21 protein-coding genes are annotated in these 21,323 nt (G+C 37.2%); 14 read left to right on the forward strand and 7 right to left on the reverse strand.

Features of this window, described 5'->3' with window-relative positions:
- Positions 1-109: 109 nt before the first annotated feature.
- From LACWKB8_RS00350 to LACWKB8_RS00385, 8 genes are all read left to right on the forward strand, one after another.
- Complete coding sequence (locus LACWKB8_RS00350) at positions 110-1,129, forward strand: LacI family DNA-binding transcriptional regulator (RefSeq protein WP_038520602.1); 1,020 nt, start codon at positions 110-112, stop codon at positions 1,127-1,129.
- A gap of 250 nt (positions 1,130-1,379) precedes the next feature.
- The gene (locus LACWKB8_RS00355) at positions 1,380-1,871 is read left to right on the forward strand and encodes a PTS glucose transporter subunit IIA (protein WP_052059610.1); all 492 of its coding nucleotides are present in this window, start codon (positions 1,380-1,382) and stop codon (positions 1,869-1,871) included.
- Positions 1,872-2,071: 200 nt separating this feature from the next.
- Positions 2,072-2,968: an ABC transporter ATP-binding protein gene (locus LACWKB8_RS00360; protein WP_038520605.1), complete on the forward strand. Its 897-nt coding sequence runs from the start codon at positions 2,072-2,074 to the stop codon at positions 2,966-2,968.
- Positions 2,961-4,184 carry an ABC transporter permease gene (locus LACWKB8_RS00365; RefSeq protein WP_038520608.1) on the forward strand — a complete coding sequence of 408 codons (1,224 nt, stop codon included), beginning with the start codon at positions 2,961-2,963 and terminating at the stop codon, positions 4,182-4,184. Before LACWKB8_RS00360 ends, LACWKB8_RS00365 begins: the two co-directional genes overlap by 8 nt.
- Before the next feature lie 358 nt (positions 4,185-4,542).
- Positions 4,543-5,436, forward strand: a complete 894-nt coding sequence (locus LACWKB8_RS00370) for an EamA family transporter (protein WP_038520611.1) — start codon at positions 4,543-4,545, stop codon at positions 5,434-5,436.
- Between the two features lie 133 nt (positions 5,437-5,569).
- Positions 5,570-6,517, forward strand: a complete 948-nt coding sequence (locus tag LACWKB8_RS00375) for an ATP-binding cassette domain-containing protein (protein ID WP_038520613.1) — start codon at positions 5,570-5,572, stop codon at positions 6,515-6,517.
- Entirely contained in the window at positions 6,514-7,284 is a 771-nt protein-coding gene (locus LACWKB8_RS00380; protein ID WP_038520616.1) for an ABC-2 family transporter protein, read from the forward strand. Before LACWKB8_RS00375 ends, LACWKB8_RS00380 begins: the two co-directional genes overlap by 4 nt.
- Entirely contained in the window at positions 7,284-8,063 is a 780-nt protein-coding gene (locus tag LACWKB8_RS00385) for an ABC-2 family transporter protein (RefSeq protein WP_038520619.1), read from the forward strand. Before LACWKB8_RS00380 ends, LACWKB8_RS00385 begins: the two co-directional genes overlap by 1 nt.
- A gap of 80 nt (positions 8,064-8,143) precedes the next feature.
- On the opposite strand, the gene LACWKB8_RS00390 is transcribed toward LACWKB8_RS00385, so the two are convergent.
- On the reverse strand, positions 8,144-9,022 hold the full coding sequence (locus LACWKB8_RS00390) for a LysR family transcriptional regulator (protein WP_038520622.1): 879 nt from the start codon (positions 9,020-9,022) through the stop codon (positions 8,144-8,146).
- A gap of 294 nt (positions 9,023-9,316) precedes the next feature.
- Between LACWKB8_RS00390 and LACWKB8_RS00395 the strand changes: the two genes are divergently transcribed.
- Entirely contained in the window at positions 9,317-9,670 is a 354-nt protein-coding gene (locus tag LACWKB8_RS00395) for a MerR family transcriptional regulator (RefSeq protein ID WP_038520624.1), read from the forward strand.
- Positions 9,671-9,675: 5 nt separating this feature from the next.
- On the opposite strand, the gene LACWKB8_RS00400 is transcribed toward LACWKB8_RS00395, so the two are convergent.
- Together LACWKB8_RS00400 and LACWKB8_RS00405 are read right to left on the reverse strand one after the other, a co-directional pair.
- The gene (locus LACWKB8_RS00400) at positions 9,676-10,542 is read right to left on the reverse strand and encodes an alpha/beta hydrolase (RefSeq protein WP_038520627.1); all 867 of its coding nucleotides are present in this window, start codon (positions 10,540-10,542) and stop codon (positions 9,676-9,678) included.
- Positions 10,543-10,576: 34 nt separating this feature from the next.
- A complete protein-coding gene (locus LACWKB8_RS00405; RefSeq protein ID WP_038520630.1) occupies positions 10,577-12,331 on the reverse strand; it encodes a 1-deoxy-D-xylulose-5-phosphate synthase in 1,755 nt (584 codons plus the stop codon).
- A gap of 261 nt (positions 12,332-12,592) precedes the next feature.
- Here LACWKB8_RS00405 and LACWKB8_RS00410 point away from each other — a divergent pair, with 261 nt between their 5' ends.
- Both LACWKB8_RS00410 and LACWKB8_RS00415 read left to right on the forward strand, forming a co-directional pair.
- A complete protein-coding gene (locus LACWKB8_RS00410) occupies positions 12,593-13,426 on the forward strand; it encodes a helix-turn-helix domain-containing protein (protein WP_038520633.1) in 834 nt (277 codons plus the stop codon).
- Between the two features lie 80 nt (positions 13,427-13,506).
- Positions 13,507-14,370 carry an NAD(P)-dependent oxidoreductase gene (locus LACWKB8_RS00415; RefSeq protein WP_038520636.1) on the forward strand — a complete coding sequence of 288 codons (864 nt, stop codon included), beginning with the start codon at positions 13,507-13,509 and terminating at the stop codon, positions 14,368-14,370.
- Between the two features lie 70 nt (positions 14,371-14,440).
- On the opposite strand, the gene LACWKB8_RS00420 is transcribed toward LACWKB8_RS00415, so the two are convergent.
- The 4 genes from LACWKB8_RS00420 to nrdJ form a co-directional block, all read right to left on the reverse strand.
- Positions 14,441-14,983, reverse strand: a complete 543-nt coding sequence (locus LACWKB8_RS00420) for a cob(I)yrinic acid a,c-diamide adenosyltransferase (RefSeq protein WP_038520638.1) — start codon at positions 14,981-14,983, stop codon at positions 14,441-14,443.
- The gene (locus tag LACWKB8_RS00425; RefSeq protein WP_038520641.1) at positions 14,980-15,498 is read right to left on the reverse strand and encodes an ECF transporter S component; all 519 of its coding nucleotides are present in this window, start codon (positions 15,496-15,498) and stop codon (positions 14,980-14,982) included. The genes LACWKB8_RS00420 and LACWKB8_RS00425 overlap by 4 nt, the downstream gene beginning before the upstream one ends.
- A gap of 7 nt (positions 15,499-15,505) precedes the next feature.
- On the reverse strand, positions 15,506-15,898 hold the full coding sequence (locus LACWKB8_RS00430; RefSeq protein ID WP_038520643.1) for a DUF4430 domain-containing protein: 393 nt from the start codon (positions 15,896-15,898) through the stop codon (positions 15,506-15,508).
- An 87-nt stretch (positions 15,899-15,985) separates the two neighbouring features.
- Complete coding sequence (nrdJ, locus tag LACWKB8_RS00435; protein WP_038520645.1) at positions 15,986-18,220, reverse strand: ribonucleoside-triphosphate reductase, adenosylcobalamin-dependent; 2,235 nt, start codon at positions 18,218-18,220, stop codon at positions 15,986-15,988.
- 638 nt (positions 18,221-18,858) lie between these two features.
- Here nrdJ and LACWKB8_RS00440 point away from each other — a divergent pair.
- The 3 genes from LACWKB8_RS00440 to proC all read left to right on the forward strand — a co-directional run bounded on the left by LACWKB8_RS00440 (position 18,859) and on the right by proC (position 21,276).
- On the forward strand, positions 18,859-19,569 hold the full coding sequence (locus LACWKB8_RS00440) for a YjjG family noncanonical pyrimidine nucleotidase (RefSeq protein ID WP_038520647.1): 711 nt from the start codon (positions 18,859-18,861) through the stop codon (positions 19,567-19,569).
- 63 nt (positions 19,570-19,632) lie between these two features.
- The gene (locus tag LACWKB8_RS00445) at positions 19,633-20,496 is read left to right on the forward strand and encodes an aldo/keto reductase (RefSeq protein ID WP_038520650.1); all 864 of its coding nucleotides are present in this window, start codon (positions 19,633-19,635) and stop codon (positions 20,494-20,496) included.
- A 15-nt stretch (positions 20,497-20,511) separates the two neighbouring features.
- Complete coding sequence (proC, locus tag LACWKB8_RS00450; protein WP_038520661.1) at positions 20,512-21,276, forward strand: pyrroline-5-carboxylate reductase; 765 nt, start codon at positions 20,512-20,514, stop codon at positions 21,274-21,276.
- The last annotated feature ends 47 nt before the right edge of the window (positions 21,277-21,323 follow it).

Consider the following 21,323-nt stretch of genomic DNA (forward strand, 5'->3'; position numbering starts at 1 on the left):
CTTGAAACCCTGCAACATTAGTATTTGCCACACGTTGTGTTAAAATAAAAGTTACTGAGACAAGTAATTCTAATTCCTTAAATTTTCAATATATTGGTAAACAAAAAAGATGACGGATAAAAACATATCAATTCGAGAAATCGCCAAATTAAGCGGAGTATCAATCTCAACTGTTTCTCGTGTAATTAATAATAGTGGCAGTTATTCTCAAAAGACAGCCAAAAAAGTGATGGACGTAGTCAATGAATATGATTATCACGCTAATAGCATTGCCAAGGGTTTAAGGCAGAAAAGAACCAATTCAATTGGTATTATTGTGCCTAATTTAGGCAATTCTTTTTTTTCTAATTTAGTTGAATTGATTGAAAATCAATTAGCAAATCAAAATTATTCCACTATAATTTGTGATACTTCCAACAATCAAGTTAAAGAACGCAAAAGTATTGATATGCTAAATGCCCGTCTCGTTGATGGTATTATTGTCATATCTGGGCGTACTAAGTTCCAATCTGAAAGTCTTAATTATTCTGTTCCGCTAGTATATATAGATCGTGAAGCTCAGAATGATACGGATTACTATTTTATCGGTTCAGATCATTATAAAGGTGCAGCTTTAGCAACCAATAAATTGATTTCAGCACACACTAAACCTTTTTTATTTAAAAATGAGAAGGAATATCCTTCTATTAAAGAACGCATCAAAGGTTATGTTGATACCTACAAAAAAGAATTTAACACTTTTGATGCAGACCGAATTTTGGTTGTTCCGAAAAGGGCAAGTTTACAGGAGGAAAGGGCAATTATCCGTTCGCGTTTACGTGGGATTTTCTCCCGGTATTCTGCGCCAATTGGAATATTTGCGACCAATGATTCACTAGCTGTGAATATTATTCTAGCAGCACGTGATATTAACGTTAACGTGCCTAAGGATTTAAAAGTAATTGGTTTTGACGACGCGCCGATAGCCCAATATAGTGTCCCTGAATTAACCACTATTCATCAAGATGTGCAAACTATAGCTAAAATTGCCTGTACCAAGTTAATTGAACAAGTTACAAAGCCTAAAGCGGTAAAAAGGCCGCAGAAAATCATTGTAGATGTTTCTTTAATAGAGAGAGGGTCAGCTTAAGCTGAAACTCTAGCTTTTTGCTTAATTAAATAATTCACAAGTTCTTTTAAAACCGTATTTTTATTATGCCTGCTAATTCAGGATATTTCCTCTGCAGAAATATTCTTAGAAAATGGAGAAAAAGTTTTTTCGTTACGGGTTTTTCCTGACCAAAAGCAAAATTATATATTTGTTAATAGTTTAAATGCTAAAACTGTAATAAAATATGAAATAAATGAATTAAGAATAATGAAAGTAGAAGGTAAGAAGAATGTTTAAGTGGTTTGGCAAAAAGCAGGAGAAAAAAGAAGATTTGACGGTCACTGCACCAATTAGTGGCAAACTTGAAAAAATTGAAGAAGTAAATGACCCGGCATTCGCCCAAAAGATGTTGGGGGATGGCTTTGCTATTGTCCCTGAAGAAGATAAAGTAACAGTTTATGCACCTGTAAGTGGTAAAATTGAGGCACTTCCCAAAACGAAACATGCTATAGGTATTCAAACGGCACAGGGCGTCGAGGTACTTATTCACATTGGTATTGATACTGTAAACCTAAATGGAAAGGGCTTTGAAGTAGTGGTGAACCAAGATGATGAGGTAAAGCAGGGACAAAAACTAGAAGTGTTTGATAAGAACGTAGTAACTGAAAATAAACTAGATCCAACTGTTATTGTTGTATTCACCAGCGGCTATGAAAAAGAAGTCAAATTGAATCAGGATAATGGTGCAGCAGTTAAAGCCAACGATTTATTAATAGGATAAACATTTTTGCTATACAAAAAACAGGTTTAATTTCTAAAATAGGGAATTAAACCTGTTTTTAAGTATTGTCAACATGTGCATTATATATAATTAGGTATGACTTAAATTCAACTATGGTTTAATTTTTTGATTATTTTAATATATTATATTCTGTAGTAAACTTAAAACAAAGTTATTATTAGAATAAAAAGGAGGGGGCAATGCTAAAGGTAGAACATTTAAGTAAAAAGTTTGATACTTTCCCAGCGCTTCAAGATGTCAACTTTACAATTCACCCCGGTGAAATTATGGGTTTGATTGGTCAAAACGGCGCGGGGAAAACCACGACTTTTCATAGTATTTTAAACTTTCTACACTATGAAGGAAAAATTACTTGGGAGCAGCAACCAATTACTGAGAAAACTTTTGATACTATCGGCTATTTGCCGGAAGAACGCAGTTTATTACCCAAAATGACTATTGAACAACAAATTGTTTATTTGGCGGAGCTAAAAAGCCGTCCGGCGAAAGAGATAAAACCGCAAATCGATGATTGGTTGAAACGCTTTGATGTTCAGGGCAAGAAAAGCGACAAAATAAAAACACTTTCGAAAGGTAATCAGCAGAAAGTGCAATTAATTTGTACTTTGATTCACCAGCCAAAATTAATTATTTTGGATGAACCATTTAGTGGTTTGGATCCGGTAAATGCAGATTTGCTTAAAAACGCAGTTTTAGATGCTAAAAAGAATAATGCAGCAATTATCTTCTCCAGTCATGATATGTCAAATGTTGAAGAAATCTGCGATAGTTTGATCATGCTAAAAAAGGGACAAGTTGTTTTAAGTGGTACAGTTGACGCTGTTCGCGACTCATTTGGTAAAACGGAAATTTACTGCAAAACTACCAAGTCGCTTGCAGAATTACAGCAGCTTCCTCACGTTGAAAAAGTGGAAAAGAAGTTGCATGGTCAATATCTCTTGCGGATTGACGATGAAAGCAGCGGCCTGGGAGTCTTTGACGCTTTGACCAACGGCGAATATGTTGAGGAGTTCCGGCAACAACCACCAACACTTGACGAAATATTTAGAATGGAAGCTGGTGAACAACATGAATAAATTATGGACTGTAACGCTGCAAACTTATTGGCATCAAGTTAAGTCTTGGTCTTTTCTGCTTTTGATTCTGGGTCCATTTTTCATAATTGGTTGTGGTGCTTTAGGAGGAGCTATCGGTGCTAGTTCTGATCCAGACAGTCAGATTGCAGTTATCAGTTCCAATGAGCAAGTTCGCCAAAACTTTATTAAAAATAATGATAAATACGTTGATGCTAAAATTAAAACCGCTGAATCTGCTAAAAAAGCCGTCAAAAAAGAAAAGATTGATGGCTACTTGGTATTTGAAACGCAAAAAAATCAGGTTAAGGCGGTTTATCACGGAGCGTCACCCATTGATGATGAATTGAAACCCAAAGTAAAAAGCTATTTACAAGTCTTGCAGAGTCAACTGAATTTGCAAAAGGCGCAATTAGCACCACACCAGCTCAAAGCCTTACAGCAGCAACCGCAATATAGTGAGATACTCCAGAAAAATCATCAGGGAGATAAATTGGTTAAAATGGTGTCTTTAATTATTGTGATTATGGTCGTTTATATGGTTTTGATGTCCTACAGTAGTATTACAGCTCAAGAAATAGCCTCTGAAAAGGGCACGAAGATTATGGAAATCATTTTTTCCAGTACAACTGCGGCAAAATATTTTTTAGGCAAAATTTTGGGTATTTTCGGCGTAATTATTACGCAACTCGTAATCTATATTGTAGGCGGCTGGGCAACTTACCGCTGGGCATTGCATGCAAAAATTACGGCCTCGTTTATGCATAACAACCAGGTAGTAATAAATAAAATTCTGGGCAATTTGGTAAATGTCAATCTCGTTTTCCTGATTCTCGGTGTAATTATTTATACGATATTAGCAGCTTTTTCAGGAGCTTTAGTAGCCAAGCCTGAAGATTCTTCAAAAGCTGCTCAAGGTACTACAATGCTTTCCCTCATTGCATTTTTCCTGTCGTTTGCGCTTATTACTAACCCAGAACAAATTCTGCCGCAAATATTATCTTACGTGCCATTCTTTTCTTCATTCATGATGCCAATTCGTATAATTAATGGTCATGTGGGTAATGTAGAAGTTATTCTGTCGCTGGCGATTTTAATAGTAAGTATTATTGGCTTGACAATATACATTAGTAAAATCTATCAAGGCGTAATTTTACAAACAGAAGATACCAGCTTTTGGCAGAGATTAAAACGAGGACTGGCATATAGCAAAGCGTAAATAATATAAAAAAGACTAGGATGAAAAAATCCTAGTCTTTTTTAGCATATTGCTTTTAATGTTTAAACAGATTGTAGCTGGCATTTATAAACCTTAATTAGAATTCACAGCTACTTTTTTGAATTTTTAACTTGGTGTATAATAAAATAATATTCAAACCAAATACTGTATTTTTATGATTAGTCTTTACTGGATATCATTTGAATATATTTAAACTTTGTATGTCCAATGGCTGGATTTTAGTAACTGCACAATGTCTAGTTACTGGTAATAACTATTTCTCTGACTTTTTAATTGTGGCTGCAAAGACCAAAATATTAATAATAGTTTTAAACAAAATTTGTCATTCGGAGGAACCATGATTATCAGTAATATTTGGTTGATTATTTTTGCCACTATTTCTTCATTTTCCAGGGGAATAATATCAGTTATTGACCGTTACCAAATGGGGTATCGGAAGCAAAGCTCAATTGATGTGAACTTTTTAAACAATATTTGTAGTTCGGTTTTAGTAACTTTCTTTCTAATTTACGTCCTGCACAGTTTTCCTAGTCCTAGGATAACCAATAACTATATTATTAAAGTCCTTTTATATGCTTTTTTGGCTCAGGTCGTCGCTTATGGCTATAGTTATGTGTTCAAAAAAGTTTCAATTATGCAGTCTGTGCTTTTGAGTAAAGTGACCGATCTTTTTATTCCTTGGGCTATCTTGCTGACTATGGGTTACTTTAGCAAATCCTCATATTTAGTTTCTATTATTTCCACGGTGATCGTGGTTATTTATATTGTTTTCGAACAGCGTCACAATAATTTAAATTTGAAAAACCTGTTGACGACTTTTGCCGTAATTGCGCCCTTATTGATTATTCAAGCAGCACTTTCACCGTTATTAACCAAAGGCCTAATCAAACCGATTGATCTGGTCTTTTTTACTATCATGACAATTTATGTGCGCTGCTTAATTACCTTAATTACTTTTATTTATAAAAACAAAACTCTCAAAATCAGCGCTGAAAATCTTAAAGGCAAGGTTTACCTGATTTATGGCTCCCGGGCGGTTCTAACGCTTTTAGCGCAAGTAACTTATACTTTGGCAACATCTTCTCCCAATTCAAGCATTGCCTGGATCTTTTTAAACATGACCTCTTTATACAGCGTCATCTTTGGCGATATTTTCCTTAAAGAAAAGATGAAATTTGCAGATATCTTGGTAATTGTGGCCATTTTTATCTTGGCTTTGTTTTCAAAGTAACTGCAAGAGTTTGGAAAAATAAAAATTAAGCGCTATAATGGCGCTATGATTTGGAAACGCCGGTTCAAGGTGAGTGCTGGTTTTTATTTGGGGATGAAACCTGCACTCTGAATTAAGTATTGGGGAATAATTAATGATAATTGAAACCAAGAACCTGGCGAAACGGTATCGTAAGGTGAAAGCAGCTAAGCTGTTTCACAAAGAATATCGCATTTTTGACGCAGTAAAAAATGTTTCTCTAGAGATTTATCAAGGAGATCATGTTGGCTTAGTGGGGTTAAATGGTTCCGGCAAGTCAACCTTGATCAAAATGATTTTAGGTATTTTGCAGCCTGATGGCGGCAGTATCAAAACTTTTGACAGAGATCCGCTTAATAACAGACAAAAAAATGCGACCAAAATAGGGGTTGTGTTTGGGCAAAGAAGTCAATTACGCTGGGATTTGCCCGCAATAGACACCTTCAAACTCAACCGTGAAATATATCAAGTACCGGAGGATATTTTTACCAAACGGGTAACAAAGTTAGCGCGGATGTTGCAGGCTACCGAGTTTTTAACGCAACCGGTGCGCACCCTTAGTTTGGGTCAAAGGATGAAAGCTGAATTTATTGCAGCTCTTATTCACGATCCTGAACTGCTTATTTTAGATGAACCCACAATTGGACTTGACGTTCTGACTAAAAATAGCATCACGCAATTTTTACAACAATTAACTGATAAAACGATCATTTTCACTTCGCACGATCTCGATGAAGTAGCTAAAGTATGCTCACGCATTTTAATTTTGAATAAAGGTCAGTTGGTATTAGATCAAAGTAGTCTACAACTAGCAGAATTAGATGTGCCCACAACGGTCACTTTTACTAGTGCGGATAAATTGAGCGCCACTTTAATAAAGCAATGGCCCAACATGATGCAGCTTAAAAACGGTTCATACCAGATTGCAGGCATTAAGCAAGAAAATCTGAAAGAAGTGTTAAGTACAATTACTGCCCGCATCCCAGTTGCCAATATTGAAGTTAAGAGCAATAAATTGGCATATTTATTGGCGCACCTCAAACAGCAGGAGGTGCAGCAATGAAATATAGGCTAATGCTCATTAAAATAGGAATAAAAAAAGGTCTAGCCTCAAAATATGCTTTGATTTTCTGGCTGTTTTCATCTTTAATTTCGCTTACCGTGCAGTATTTTTTGTGGCAAGCTGTTCTAACTGGCAAGCCAAACGGTGAATTTAAACAAACAATTAGTTATTTGGTATTAATGCAGCTTTTGACCGTGCTTTTTCCTAAAACCAGCTACGATGTGAATGATAAAGTTCGTTCTGGTGATATTGCACTTGACCTGTTAAAACCAGTAGCATTTGCAACGCAGCTACTGTGGGAAAGCATCGGCTATTCAATTGTCAAATTTGCAGTGATTGGTACAGTGGATTTATTAGTTTGTTTATGGATTCTGCATTTTCAAATTGCAGTGAGCACAATTTTAATGGTCTTAGTAACAACCACTTTGGCGTATTTATTGTATTTTGAACTGGAACTGCTTTTAGGGACATTTTCTTTTTACACTTATAGTATTTGGGGCATCTCCACCTTTAAAGAGGCAATATTACTTGTTTTAGCTGGCAACATTTTCCCAACCAATTTTTATCCTGCCGTAATTAAAAAGGTGGCCGCTTATTTGCCATTTCAATATTCATTTGGTGCAGTAGGAATGCTGGCGCAAAAGCCATCGTGGAGTTTATTTATTCAAGTAGTTTTGATCCAGCTTTTCTACATTATCCTGTTCAACGTGCTTTTTAAATTCTTGTTTAAGCGCTCCGTTGTTTCAACTGTGATTCAAGGAGGGTAATAATGAGATATTTAAAATTGTTAGCCACTTATTTAAAAGTAAATTTAAAAGCGCTTGCTGTTTATGACCTGGACTTTTATTTTGCACTAGCAGGGATGATTATTCAAAATGTGCTTAATATTGTGGCCTTGAGATTTATTTTCAATATAGTGCCCCACATCAAAGGCTATAATTTTGCACAATTGCTTTTAACTTACGCCTTGGCAACTTTAGCTTTTGCTATTTTTCGCTGCTTTTTTATCAATGCACTCAACATTTCTGATTATATTCATGACGGGCGCTTAGATACAATCTTAATTAAACCCGTCAATCCTTTATTTCAGCTTGTTAATGAACGAGTCGATGAAGATGCGTGGGGCGATTTAATTGTTGCGCTTTTGTTGTTGATAATTGTGGATATGCAGTTGCATAATCCGTGGTATATCACGGTCATGTTTATTTTTATCTCACTTTTTACTTCGCTCATCTTTTTGGGATTGGCCGTATTAGGTAATATAGTTGCACTACTTTCTAATGGTTTAGCCAACTTGGCAGAAACAACATTTGACTTTTTTGACATGAGTAAATACCCGTTAGCGATCTATTCGTCGGCTTTAAGGCTAATTATGACCTTTATCTTGCCAATAGGCTGGGTTGCTTCAATTCCACAAGAAAAAATTGCAGTTAAGCATGAGTGGATATGGCTGTTACTAATACCTGGCGCCTGTGTATTCTTTTTTATCCTAATTTATCAGTTATGGCGGGTATTTTTACAAAAATACCAAAGTACTGGCAGTTAACACTAAAAAGCTCTGTAGCTTATGGCTCCCGGGCTTTTTAAGTCTCTTAAACTCTTTTTCTTTTATTGCATTAAATCCTATTACTCAAAAATTGATTCCCGCAGTAATTTTAAAAATAATTCTGCAACTGGTGATAAGTTAACTTCACGTTTCCAAACTACTTTGATAGCTTGCTGCAGCTCTGGCTGCAATTTTCTAAACGTAATGCCCGAATTTTTCGAAGTATCAGCTAATTTATCTAGAGTAAGCATTAATGCGGCATGATTCTTAACCATCAAAGTACCGTTAAAATTTAAATTATAACTGCCAATAAAATTGACTGAATCATAATAATTTCCTAGCCAGTTTTGAAAAAGGTGCATTTTTTGCGCTTGCTGAGAATTTAATAAAGAGCGTCCTTGTAAATCTCCTGGTTTGATCACTGCTTTTTGCGCTAAAGGATCATTAGCAGGCATTAAAATTCCCCAAGTATCTCTTTCGGGTAAAGTTAAAGAGGCGTAATTAGCTAAAGGAACGTTTCCGATAATGACTGCAAAGTCAACCATCCCGTTATCTAACTTGCGTTCGGCATAACTGTAGTCCCCACTTAATAAGTGAATTTTAACAGAAGGATGCTCTTTAATAATTGCGCTGACCACATTCATGACCCGCTGCATCCCGAGGCTTTCTCCCGCAGCGATGGTTAAATCGCCACTAATAAAAGAAGCTTTTGTCAAGTTTCTTTTCGTTTTAGCAGTTAAATCTAAAATTTCCTGTGCCTGTTCAAGTAAATAATGACCTGCTGGAGTTAAAGCTAAATGCCGCGACTTACGGCTAAACAATTTAACGCCAAGTTCAGCTTCCAGTTCAGCAATTTGTCTTGATAAAGCTGGCTGGGAGATAAGCAGCTTTCTGGCAGCACGGGTCATATTGCCTTCTTGGGCCACGGCTACAAAGTAATTTAAAACTCTTAGTTCCATATTATCTTCTCCTTGCTAAATTGTTTTTGCCTCTAAAAAGTCCCTTTAATGCAAACAAGTTATACTAGATCATGTTTAAAAAGTATTTTACATAAAAAAGTAGTATGACTAAAATTTTAACTAATCGGTAAAATTGAAATATAAAAAGCGCCTATAACTATTAACTATAGGTTACTTTTCAATCAATATTAGGTAAAACAAGCAAGAACAATCGCTGTGTTTAACTCAATATATTTTTTTAGCTAATGCTTAAACTTAGATTTAAGTTTAGGTCTATCAGAAAGAGGAACAATAATGAAAATATCGGAAGTGGCTGAAAAAGTAGATTTGACTCCTGTAACTCTCAGATACTATGAAAAGATGGGCTTAATACCTGCGATAAAGAAGGAACATGGTGTCAGAAACTACGAAGAAAAAGATCTTAATTGGATTAGTTTTATTAAGTGCATGCGTCAAGTGAAAATTCCGGTAAATGATTTGCTGGAATATACTCAATTGATGCAGCAGGGCAGTGATACTAAGAAACCCAGACGGCAAATTTTAGTCAAAGAATTGCATAGGCTAGAAAAGCAAGACCAAAATATTCAAGTTACCATTGCGCGGTTAAAAAACAAAATAAGCTTATACGATCAAGGTAAAATACAGTAAGCTAATTACCAGAGAAAGTTAACTAGCAAACGGTCAACTTGTGTGTTTTCATGTAATTTACTATGTTGGGCGCGAGGACCTCTGATTTCTTTTTCCTGATATGAACGGGCGCGTTTACTGACTAAGTAACGGTAAGAACGGGCAGAGTTAACGGTGACATCACCATCACTGCCAGACCCCGTGTCACCGTAAATATTTAAAACTGCAGCTTTTTGAGGAAATTTTTTTCTCAAACTTAGAAGTCCGCGGTAGCCTGCACTCATTTTTTGCGGCTTGCCTGCCCGGTTTAAGACGGTTTTATTTGGTGCCCCTTGTTCTCCAATATAACCGTTATAATGGCCGGCAATCGAAACCTGTTTATTTAGATGAGGCATGTGCGAATTAGTCGCATTATTGTGTAAGTAATAGGCAATTTGTAGATTGCCCATCGAATGCCCTACTAAGTTAATTCGCTTAAAGTGATACCTTTTTTGCAGTGCAATGATCACGTCTTTAATATAATTGCTGCTTTTGTTCATGGTAGCAATTTGATTATTTGTTCCAGCAAAAATGCTCTTATTATTTTGGAGGTTGACTTCAACTATCGGGTTCTTGGCTCGTTTTTTTATTGTCCCTATTAAGGTGACTTTACCTGTAGAGCTAACATCGGCACGAATAACAGAATTAGTAGCATGATGTTTTTGCGCATAAGCCACCATACTTTCTTCAGCGTGGTAACTGCTGCCCCAGCCATGTACAAAAAGTGTTGGCGTATCAATGCGAATGCTGGCACCATTTTCTTCCTGGTAGTTGTTTTTAAATATGTAAACGGCAAGTAGCAATAACGCTAATAGCAATGTGCCTATTATGATAGATTTTCTTTTTTTAGTCATTATTAATCAGCTCCTAAAGAATCATTAGTTGCAATTATAAAATTTGCTGCACATCTGCCACAATTTGATCAGCAGTTAAATGATTTTGGCGGTAAATTTCTGACAATGGAGTTTGATCGGTATAAACGCGGTTTTGGCCGTAATTGAGTATTTTAACTTTTGTTTTTCCAAGGTAGGATGCCACTTTTTGTCCAAAACCACCATCTAGAGAATTATCTTCAAGAGTCACAATTACTTCATGACTAGCAGCTAACTGATTAAGTGTTTGTTCATCCAAGATATTGGCAGAGAGTGGGTTGACTAAGGTAGCATCCAATTTAGTAGCTACTTCTTTTCCTAATTGATAAAAATCTCCTAGTGCCAAAATAGCTACATCTTTGCCTGGAATAATTGAATACTTGATTTCTGAGTAATTTGTATAATCTGTAATTATATTTTGTTCGTCTGAGTCTGGCACATTAGCCGGCATTTTAATAGCAACGGGGTGGCATCTTTGTCTAATTGCCCACTTGATCATTGCTTTTTCTTCTTCTAGCGTAGTAGGAGCAAGATAAATCCAGTTAGGCAAGTTAGAAATCATTACTTGATCAAAGATTCCCAAGTGAGTTTTTGATTGATTAGAAATTCTCCCTCCCGCAACTAACATTACAACTGGCAGGTCATTGGCAGCTGTATCGTGAGAGAGTTGGTCAAAAGCACGCTGTAGGAAAGTAGAATTTTCCATTAAAACTGGAATGCCACCTTCTTTAGCAAAACCAGTGGCGAAAGCAACAGATTCTTGTTCAGCAATACCAACATCAGTGTAATGATCTGGAAATTCGTTTTTAAAATCATCAAGGTCAAAGACACCCGGAATGGCGGCATCTATGGCCATTATATTCTTTCCTGCTTTAATCTCATTTTTAATCACATCAAGAGCAACTGAATTGGGAGTAGAACCCTGACTTTCTGGAGCAAGTGGCTGATCATCTTGCAAATTAAAGGGTGATACCCAGTGGTGAGCTTCTTCATCAAGAACTGCAGGCTCATAGCCTTTGCCTTTAAGCGTATTAATGTGTAATAAAATTGGGTGGTTAACATCTTTAACTGCCTTAAAAGCGGCAATCATATCAGCAAGGTTATTACCGTCTGCGACATAGCGGTAATCAAAGCCCATTGCCGTAAACGGATTTTCAGCAGTCTGGCCATTTGTGTCTCGTAATTTTTTCAAAGCAGTTACTAAGCCGCCAACATTTTCATCAATTGACCACTGATTATCATTAACTACGACTACCAAGTTATTCTTTTCAATTGCGGCATTGTTTAAACCTTCAAAGGCCAGTCCGCCAGTCATGGAACCATCACCAATTAAAGCCATAATGTTTTCATGGTTGCCCATTAAGTCTCGCGCTTTAGCCATTCCTGTTGCTAGAGCAATAGATGTTGAAGTGTGACCGATTGAGTAATAATCATAAGGACTTTCATCAGGGTTGGTATATGGGGTAACGTCTTCATAGTGATCAGGATCAAGCCAAGCCTGTGCCCGTCCTGTTAACATTTTATGTGGGTATGTTTGGTGTGAAACGTCCCAAATAATTTTATCTTGTGGAGCATTAAAGACGTAATGATAGGCAATTGTAGCCTCCACAATCCCTAAATCGGGACCAAGGTGTCCGCCTTCAGCTGCATCTTTTTCTAAGATTAATGTTCTGATTTCCTGGGCTAATTTTTTCATTTCAGGGATACTTAATTTTTTTAAATCCTTAGGTCCGGCAATTTGGTTTAGTAAAAAATCTTCATGTTTGTTCATTATCAAGTGCCCCCCTGCACTAATTTATTCAATGTTTATTAATAATTATAAAATACTTTCCTGTAAGAGTGAGCTAGCAATTGGGTAAATTACTCTCACCAGCAACATAAATTTTATAATTGTAAAAATTGTAGTACTTAAAGTTAAGGTTAAGTCAAATAGTAAACAGATTTTTTAGTTAAATATCGTTTACACTATAGTTACTAAGTAAATTTGAACATTGTGAAACCGAAAGTAAACATAATGACAATTGGAGAATTATTGAAGCAATTTCGTATTAAAAATTTAAAAACACAGAAAGAATGGGCGTCTGGCATAGTTAGTCCTTCATACTATGCCAAAGTAGAAAAAGGGCTTCACCGTATTACCGCCGAAGACTTATTAGCGATTTTAACTGCTAACCAGATTAAACCGGAAGATTTTTTTAACAAATTAAGTGCTAATCAGGAGCATGACAATGCAGCCAGCTTTATTGATCGTGAAGTAAACAGGGCATATTATCAGAATAATCCTGCTAAAATCAGAAAAATCAGGCAGTATGTAGCAGATAGTGATTTTAAAGATAAAGAAAAGATACTATTGCTGATTGATTTCGAATTGGCCGATGTGGAAAATAAGCTGGCAGATTTGAGTGAAACTAAAAAAAGCAAATTGAAAAGCTGGCTCTTTGACCAAAATGATTTTGACGAGAGAGCGTTGCGAATTTACATTAATTTAATCCCAATTTATGATTTAAAGAGCAATTTGCTAATAGGTAAAAAGATAGTTGAAAAGTTAAAGAACGTTTCAAAACCGCGCCAGCAAGAAGAATTGTTAGATGTCATCTGCAATATCTTGATCATGTGCATTGAGCAAAAGTCATATACTGAAGCACAATACTTTATTACTGCTGCTGAAAAGGTGAAGATGATTCCTGAACTCTTTTTCTGCAAAAATATGCTGGTTTTATTGGAAAACATGGTCAATTATCATTTTGTGCATAAACCTGAATATATATCTAAGTGCAAGTGGGCAATTAAGAATTTTACTTTATTAGGGATGCCGGAATATGGTGAGCAGGCAGAACTTTTTGTTAACGAAAACCTAAATAAATAAAAAATCCACTTATTAAAGATAAGTTAGTGGTATGATTAAATTATTAAGAAAACGTTTTATTTAATAGAGGAGAATTGATTATGAAAATAGGTTTTATTGGAACTGGAGTTATGGGAAATGCCATTTGCCTTAACTTGTTAAAAGCTGGTCATCAATTGTGGGTTTATAATCGCACTAAGAGTAAGACTGATAATCTGGTTGCAAAAGGTGCTACTTGGTGTGATAATCCTAAAGCTGTAGTTGAACAGACTGAGATAATTTTCACTATTGTGGGGTTTCCCGCTGACGTTGAACAAGTTTATTTCGGCGATAACGGTATTTTGCAAGCCGAAGTTAAGGGCAAAAATCTGGTAGACATGACCACTTCCAAGCCTGCTTTAGCACAAAAAATTTTTGCTGCAGGTGAAAAGCAGGGCGCTAAAGTATTGGATGCCCCTGTTTCTGGCGGTGATTTAGGTGCTAAAAACGGTACGCTGACCATTATGGTTGGCGGCGATGAATCTGCTTATCAAAACTTGGAACCTGTTTTTAAGGATTTCGGAAAGCAAGTTCACTTTTTTGGACCAGCTGGTGCAGGTCAGAATACTAAAATGGCTAATCAGATCATGATTGCAGGCACCATGACCGGTATGACAGAAATGCTGGTTTATGCAAAAAAGGCGGGGCTTGACCTTGAAGCAGTCCTTAAAACGGTCGGAGCAGGCAGTGCAGCTAACTGGAGCTTGAGTAATTATGGTCCGCGAGTCTTAAAGGGTGACTATACCCCGGGCTTTTTCAGCAAACACTTTTTGAAGGATTTGCGCATTGCTCTAGAGACTGCTAAAGAAATGAAAATTGAGCTGCCAGCAACCGAAGAAGCTAAAAAGTTATACGAAACATTAGTTGATGAAAAGCACTTGGGTGACTTGGGGACTCAAGGACTAATTAAATTGTGGTGGCAGTAAAATATTAATTTTAAACAAAATAAAAACGGGGTAGTTTCAATTACGAAACTACCTCGTTTTTTGAGCTTGCTTACTTAATTTTACTTTTGACTTCTGGCACACCGTCTAGCACATTAGCATAACGAGCTAAGGTAAAGAGGTAGTCTGACAAGCGGTTGATGTATTCCAAACAAGCGGGAGCAAGTTTTTGTTCTTCAGCGTTTAGTTTTACCATGGAACGCTCGGCTCGTCTGGCAACTGTACGGGCATAGTGTAAGTGAGTGGCAGTGATCGAACCGCCAGGTAAAATGAAATGGGTTGTTTGAGGAATTTGTTTATTAAGTTCGTCGATCTGTTTTTCAAGTTCTGCTACTTTTTCAGCCGTAATTTCTTCGTGTCTTTTGACAACAATGTCACTTTCCAGTTCATATAAGTCTCGTTGCAAATTTTGTAAAGGAGTATGCAGCTTCTGACATTTGGCAGACAAGTTGGCAATCACAACGCCTAGGTAAGAATCAAGTTCATCAATATCACCGACAGCGATAATCTGCAGGTCGTATTTGGGAACCATTTTGCCGGTTACCTGTTTGGTAAAGCCTTGATCGCCCACCTTAGTGTAGATTTTAATTGTCATAATAGCCTCCGTTTATAATGATCAAGTGCAATGTTTAACGGCTTGTATAAAATTGGGTAAAACACTAGGTTGCCGACAGCATGATAAGTATCAAAGACCAGACTGCCTGCCCAATAAGCTAGGAACGCATTGAAACCGCCAAATATAGACATGCCGAAGTCGACAAAGCAGCCATATTCCCAGCCGAGAAAAACAGCAAGAATAAGTTGCAGTGTAAAATGTTTTTTAAGTGGCGTAAATTTACTGAGCAAAGCCACAGTTAAAACACAGCCGCCATAGGCTAAGACTTGTGATACTGTCCAAATGCCAAAGCCTAAGTAAATGTTGGAAACTACCATAGTTAAAAGGGCTAAAGCAAAGCCGAAGCCAAAGCCAATATTTAAAGTTACAATCATCAAAATATCGGTTACTGGTTGAACATTGGGCACAGGAATAATTTCAAATATTCTTAGTGCCACACACATGGCTGTTAAAATTGCTAATAACGCTATTTTCTTAGTTGAACTGCGGACCATAGCAATTTTAGAAGTTAACTTTTGCTAAAGTAAATTTAATTTTATCTTTGTTAGCAAGCTTCTGTATTGCCGCACCTTTTTGTGCAAACTTGCCGTTAATGGTGTAAGTCCAATAAATCTTCTTGCTCTTATTTTGGCTCTTACCAGCTATTGAAGTAATAAGACCGTGATCACTCTTTATTTTCCAGCACTTTTTCAAACCGCGCATTACGGTTGAGTTCTTAGGCAATTTAATAGTCTTTTTCTTGTAATTCTTGTTATGTACTTTAAGGGTGTAAGTAACTTTGATTTTGCTGCTGGCGTCTACCTGTTGGACATTTTGGGTTGTTTCGTAGCCAGCAAAAGTAAAGGTAAAAATAGTGGCTATTCCGGTTAAAACTGATAATTTGCTTTTCTTCATAATATACTCCTAATCTATAGATTTTTGTGCAAGCACTAAAAACTTCGTACTTAGCTGCTTGCACGGCACTAGTTTAATTTAAAAAACTTATTTAACTGGACATGCACCAGATTCACAGTCTGTTTGGTCAACTAATTCCAAATCTTTTTGATCATCATTTTGTTCTGCAAATACTTGGGCTACATCACCGGTAATTTCAGCTTTTCTTTCCTCATATTTAACTTTATCGATTGGTTCTTTTGGCGCTTGTTTAAGTGAACCACCATAGTATGGCAATAAGGAAGTTGACTTAATTACATGCCGGTATTGTTCAAAGAGTGGGGTAATCTTGTCACCTTCATTGCTTTGGAAAGTAACGGTACAGCTAACTGCATTATCTGACCAATAAGTTTGCAAAAAGGCTTGTGTTGCAAATTGTTCTTCAATTGAAACTGTACCGGCAGAAGCAAAGTTCTTGCTGTCGGCGTGAGCAGCACGCAATGGAAATTCAACACAAGTTGTGTTTGGTGAATAAATATCAGGTTCTGAATAGTAACCACATGCGTCTAATGCTTTAAGCAATGGATCAGAAGCTTGGAACCTAATTCTTTGAATTAAGTAGCCGGCATAGTGGAAGTGCATTCCTTCAGAGGCCCCAGCCAATTTGGCAACAGTACCAGAAGGCTTAACAGTTGTGTGCTTGATTGACTCATTGCAGTTTAAAGTTTTGCTGTATTCTTTATCAGCATCAATGACAGCTTGGTAAGCTTCAGTAACCATTTTAATTCCCTGAGGGTCGTAAATTGGCTTTTTAATCTTTGCGCCGGTTTCTTCATCAGTGCTGTCTTCAAAGCCGGTGACAACCCGGTGACCCAAATCATTTAACAGCCAGTCTTGAATACCTGACATTGAAACACCGATTCTACGATTCTTGGAAATGATGTTGCGGGAAATTTCCCAGTCGTAGTCACTAAACGTTACCCGTTTGGCGTAGCGAGTGGCCAACCTGAAAACGTCCTTTAGTTTCCAACCTTGTTGTTCTGCAATGTATGGGAATACTTCAAACAGGTTGCATGGCTCACCGTTAGCCAAGGAAATCTCTCCGCAAGGATTGGTGCCTTCAACGTCGCCGTCAATATCTTTTTGATAGCCGTCAATGATACGACCATAGTTACGAGATAAGTCAAGGTTAACTATTCCTGGTTCACCGTTTTCTCTAATACCGTTAGCGATTGGTTCGTATTCATCAAAGTTAGAATCAATTGCTACACTGTTGTTTGATGCCCAACGGTGGTGGTAGAGTTTGTCTTTATCCTGTTTCATCGTGATGAAGTCTTGGTCGGTACTTGTACCTAAAGCCAGTTCAGCTGATCTTCTCACATTGCCGGCAACGACTGTTTTACCAATCAAGTTGCAAATATCCGTACAATCAACAGAAGTTAAATTGCCGCCAACCCGATTGTTAATAATGTTGTTGATATCAAAAAGCATTTCCACTAACGGCATAGGTCCAGAAGCAGTACCGCCAAAACCGTGAATTTTAGCCCCGTAAGGACGAATTCTGCTGATGTCCAGTACCAATTTGGTCTTGTTTTCAGCATTGGTTTGATTAAAATGCATGTCAACTAAACGAGCATTGGCCAAAACCCAACCTTCACGGGTATCAGGCAAGTTGTAGTATACGTAGTCAGACTTGCCGTCATTTTGCTTTGCCCATTCGTCTTTGTCCGTTGCACCCAATTTAACCGAATCCGCGTATGAGGCACTCTTTTTGTCGATCACGATTGTTAAATCGATTTTGTTATCAACTGTTGGGATCTTTTGAATGTTGTCTTGGACAACAGAAAAGCCAACGCCGCCGCCTTTCATTAGTTGGTCAAAAAGAAATGAAAATGGCATTGAAACTGCTTCTTGCGTTTGCCCTAAATAGTCTGGCACTATATGGCTGTCACCATATTTTTGGGGACGAATAGCTATAAACCAGCAATTATTCAACGAATCACCATTACGCTTTTGGTAATCTGTCCCGGAGACCCAGAGGTTACGACCAGAAGGCGTTGCGCCTAAACCGTAAACCAATTTAAATAGGCTCTTGGCCTCATCAGTTAGTTCATCAACTACTTCATTTGCAGGAGAATCTTTGAGACGAGGATCAAGATTAATATTGCCTTCGATTACGCGTTTAACCGTCTCATCCCAATTTTCGGAACGATTTTTTTCAGGAAGCCATCTGGCGTAGGTCCGTTTGTAAGTAACCCAGCCAAGCTCTCCCCAGTGGGGAGTGACAGTTTGTTTCACTTGATCAATGTAACCCTGATCTAAGGTTATGCTCGTATTTTTCATATTCAAAGTTACTCCTTCAACTAGCAAATTGTTCCACAGACACATCATCTATGGCTACAAGTAGAACTATACCACAATATCTTGTATTTACTAGAGGAAAGTTTGCTCTTAAACACAAGTAAAAGTCACAACTTGATGTGCGAGTAAGTTGTCGGGGATAATAAAAAAACATATAGAATTCGAAGATATAAAAAAAGCATAATAAGCTAAAAATAGCGTTTATTATGCTTGAATATATTTTTGTTTTTAAACTAAAAATTAGTGCCTAGCTAACGTGAAGAAAAGGAAAATTAAGCCAAGAATAACGACTATTGGCACTAATAAATGAATAAAGAAAATAAAGGCAAGTGTGCAAGTTAAAATGAAAAATAAGATTTTAAATATACCAACGCCCAGTTTTATAAATAACCAAATTAACAAGAATGCTAGTAATAGTCCAACCATGCTTAATCACCCCTTTTATCAGAATTAAGTGATATTATAGCTGATTTTTAAGAAGAGTAATAGTAATGCAAGCAAAATTTAAAAATAGTTAATTTTGTTCCCAATGTGTGAAATATTGTTATAATAGACCTCCACACTAATTTTTAGTGAATACGCATTTTATTCTGCGGAATAATTGGAGAGGAAGAAATTGCTTGCGTTATAAACAAATAATTTTTGATGTTGATGATACTTTGATTGATTTTGCTGCTACAGAAAATTTTGCTCTGCATAGTCTTTTTCAGGCACATCATTGGCAGTTAACAGACAACATGCAGCGTGATTATCATGCATATAATCAAGGACTTTGGCGTAAGCTGGAACAAGGTAAAATCGATTATAATCAACTCAGCAAGACTGTCTTTAGCGAATTTATCAAAGAAAATTTAGGCATTGATATTGACGGAATTGCAATTATGAACGAATACCGTTCTTATTTTAGTGAAGCTCATAAGTTGCTGCCCGGTGTGACTGATACTTTGCGTTTTGCTAAAAAGCACAATTACGTTTTAACTATTTTAAGTAACGGTGAAGCCTTTATGCAGAGGCACCGTTTGCAGTTAGCGGGCATTGATAAATATTTTTCGCTGATTGTGACATCAGAAGAAGCCGGCTTTGCTAAACCGGATACCCGTATCTTTGATTACTTTTTTGCTCATACTGAAATCGGCCCTGAAGAAACTGTCTTCTTTGGAGATGGGCTGCAGTCCGACATACTGGGTGCAGAAAATTACGGTTTTGACAGCATCTGGTATAACCACCGTAAACGGAAGAATAATATGAATCTGCATCCCTTATATGAGGTAGCAACATATCCGGAATTTGTGGCTTTGCTCAAGGGTGATTTGCAAAAGCAACCGCAATAATTGCTATCTTTTCCTGTAGAAGTATAGTTCAATCCTGTATAATAATTATTAGAGGTGAGAATAATGACTTTAAATATTCATTCTTTTAATGATACTTATGAATTAAATAATGGCGTTAAAATACCAGTCATTGGTTTAGGAACTTGGCAAACACCCGATGGTGAAGTAGCCAAGAACACTGTGAAGGACGCACTGGATCTGGGCTATCGCTTAATTGATACGGCTGCAGCTTACGGCAATGAGGAGAGCATCGGACAAGGAATTAAACAAAGCGGGGTCAATAGACACGACTTATTTGTAACCACTAAATTATGGAACGATCATCACGGCTATCAGGCAACTAAGGCTGCGATTGATGAAAGCTTGACTAAATTAGATTTAGATTACCTTGACTTGTATTTGATCCACTGGCCTAATCCAGCACCTGTGCGTGATCACTGGGCTGAATTAAACGCAGAAAGCTGGCAGGCAATGGAAGAAGCTGTTCAGGCAGGTAAAATTCGCGCAATCGGAGTATCGAATTTCAGACGTAAACACTTGGATGAGTTGCTGAAGACCGCCAAAATTCGTCCTGCTGTCAATCAAATTTACCTTAACCCAAGTGATATGGAAGAAGATGTGACTTCTTATAATAAAGAACTCGGTATCTTGAGCGAAGCATATTCACCACTTGGCAGGGGCGGTTTATTTGCTAATGAAACTGTCGTTTCTGTTGCGCAACACTATGACAAGTCTCCAGCGCAAGTCTTATTACGGTGGTCTTTGCAACACGGCTTTGTCCCATTACCAAAATCTGTCCACCGCGATCGGCTTGAATCTAATTTACAAGTTTTTGACTTTACAATTAGTGATGCTGATATGGCTAAACTTGATGGTTTGCATGGAGCAGCTAAATTAGCAAATGATCCAGATCACACGGACTTTTAAAAAAGGTGGTAGCTGATGAAAATTGGTTTTATTGGAACTGGTAAGATTGGTTCCGCTATCATTAAGGGCTTGTTAAATGCTAAAAATTCAAGCCAAGATATTTATGTTTATGACGGTGGTCATAAGTCCGCTCAAAAAATTGCTGCTGAATTTAATCTGCATTTAGTTAATAGCTACACTGAATTTAACGCTTGCCAGGCAGTTATAGTTGCTGTGAATGGCTCCAGTGCTGAAGCTATACTGAAGCAGCTGGGGCAAAAATATCACGGTATCATGTTATCAACGGGTGGGGGCGATTTAACTCAGATTAATAGTGGACTTGCGCAAGATACCACATTTGCCAAGATTGTTCCTAATACTCCCGTTCAAATAGGTAGCGGAATTACAGCCATCAGTTTTATTCCTGATGAAAAGCCGGAAGTGATTGCTACTGTAAAAAAGATTTTTACTCAAATGGGTGCAGTTTACGTTGTGCCTGAAAATCTGCTAGGCATTTATGGTACAGTTGCTGGGTGCACGCCTGCTTTTGTCGATCTTATGATTGCAGCGCTGAGTGATGCCGCAGTGCAAAACGGTATTAAGCGCGCAGATTCATATCAGATAATTGAACAAATGCTTTTGGGTACCAGCCAATTGGCACTTGCTAGTAAAAAATTGCCGGAAGAATTAAAAGACGAAGTTACTACACCGGGTGGTTCAACTATTAGGGGAGTAGCCAAGCTTGAAGAAACGGGCTTTAGAAATGCGCTTATTCAAGCCGTAAATGCTGCCGCAAATTAAAATAATTATTAGAAAAGACACCAGATAAATTTATCTGGTGCCTTTTA

This window comes from Lactobacillus sp. wkB8 (assembly GCF_000761135.1).
Classification (GTDB): Bacteria; Bacillota; Bacilli; order Lactobacillales; family Lactobacillaceae; genus Lactobacillus; species Lactobacillus helsingborgensis.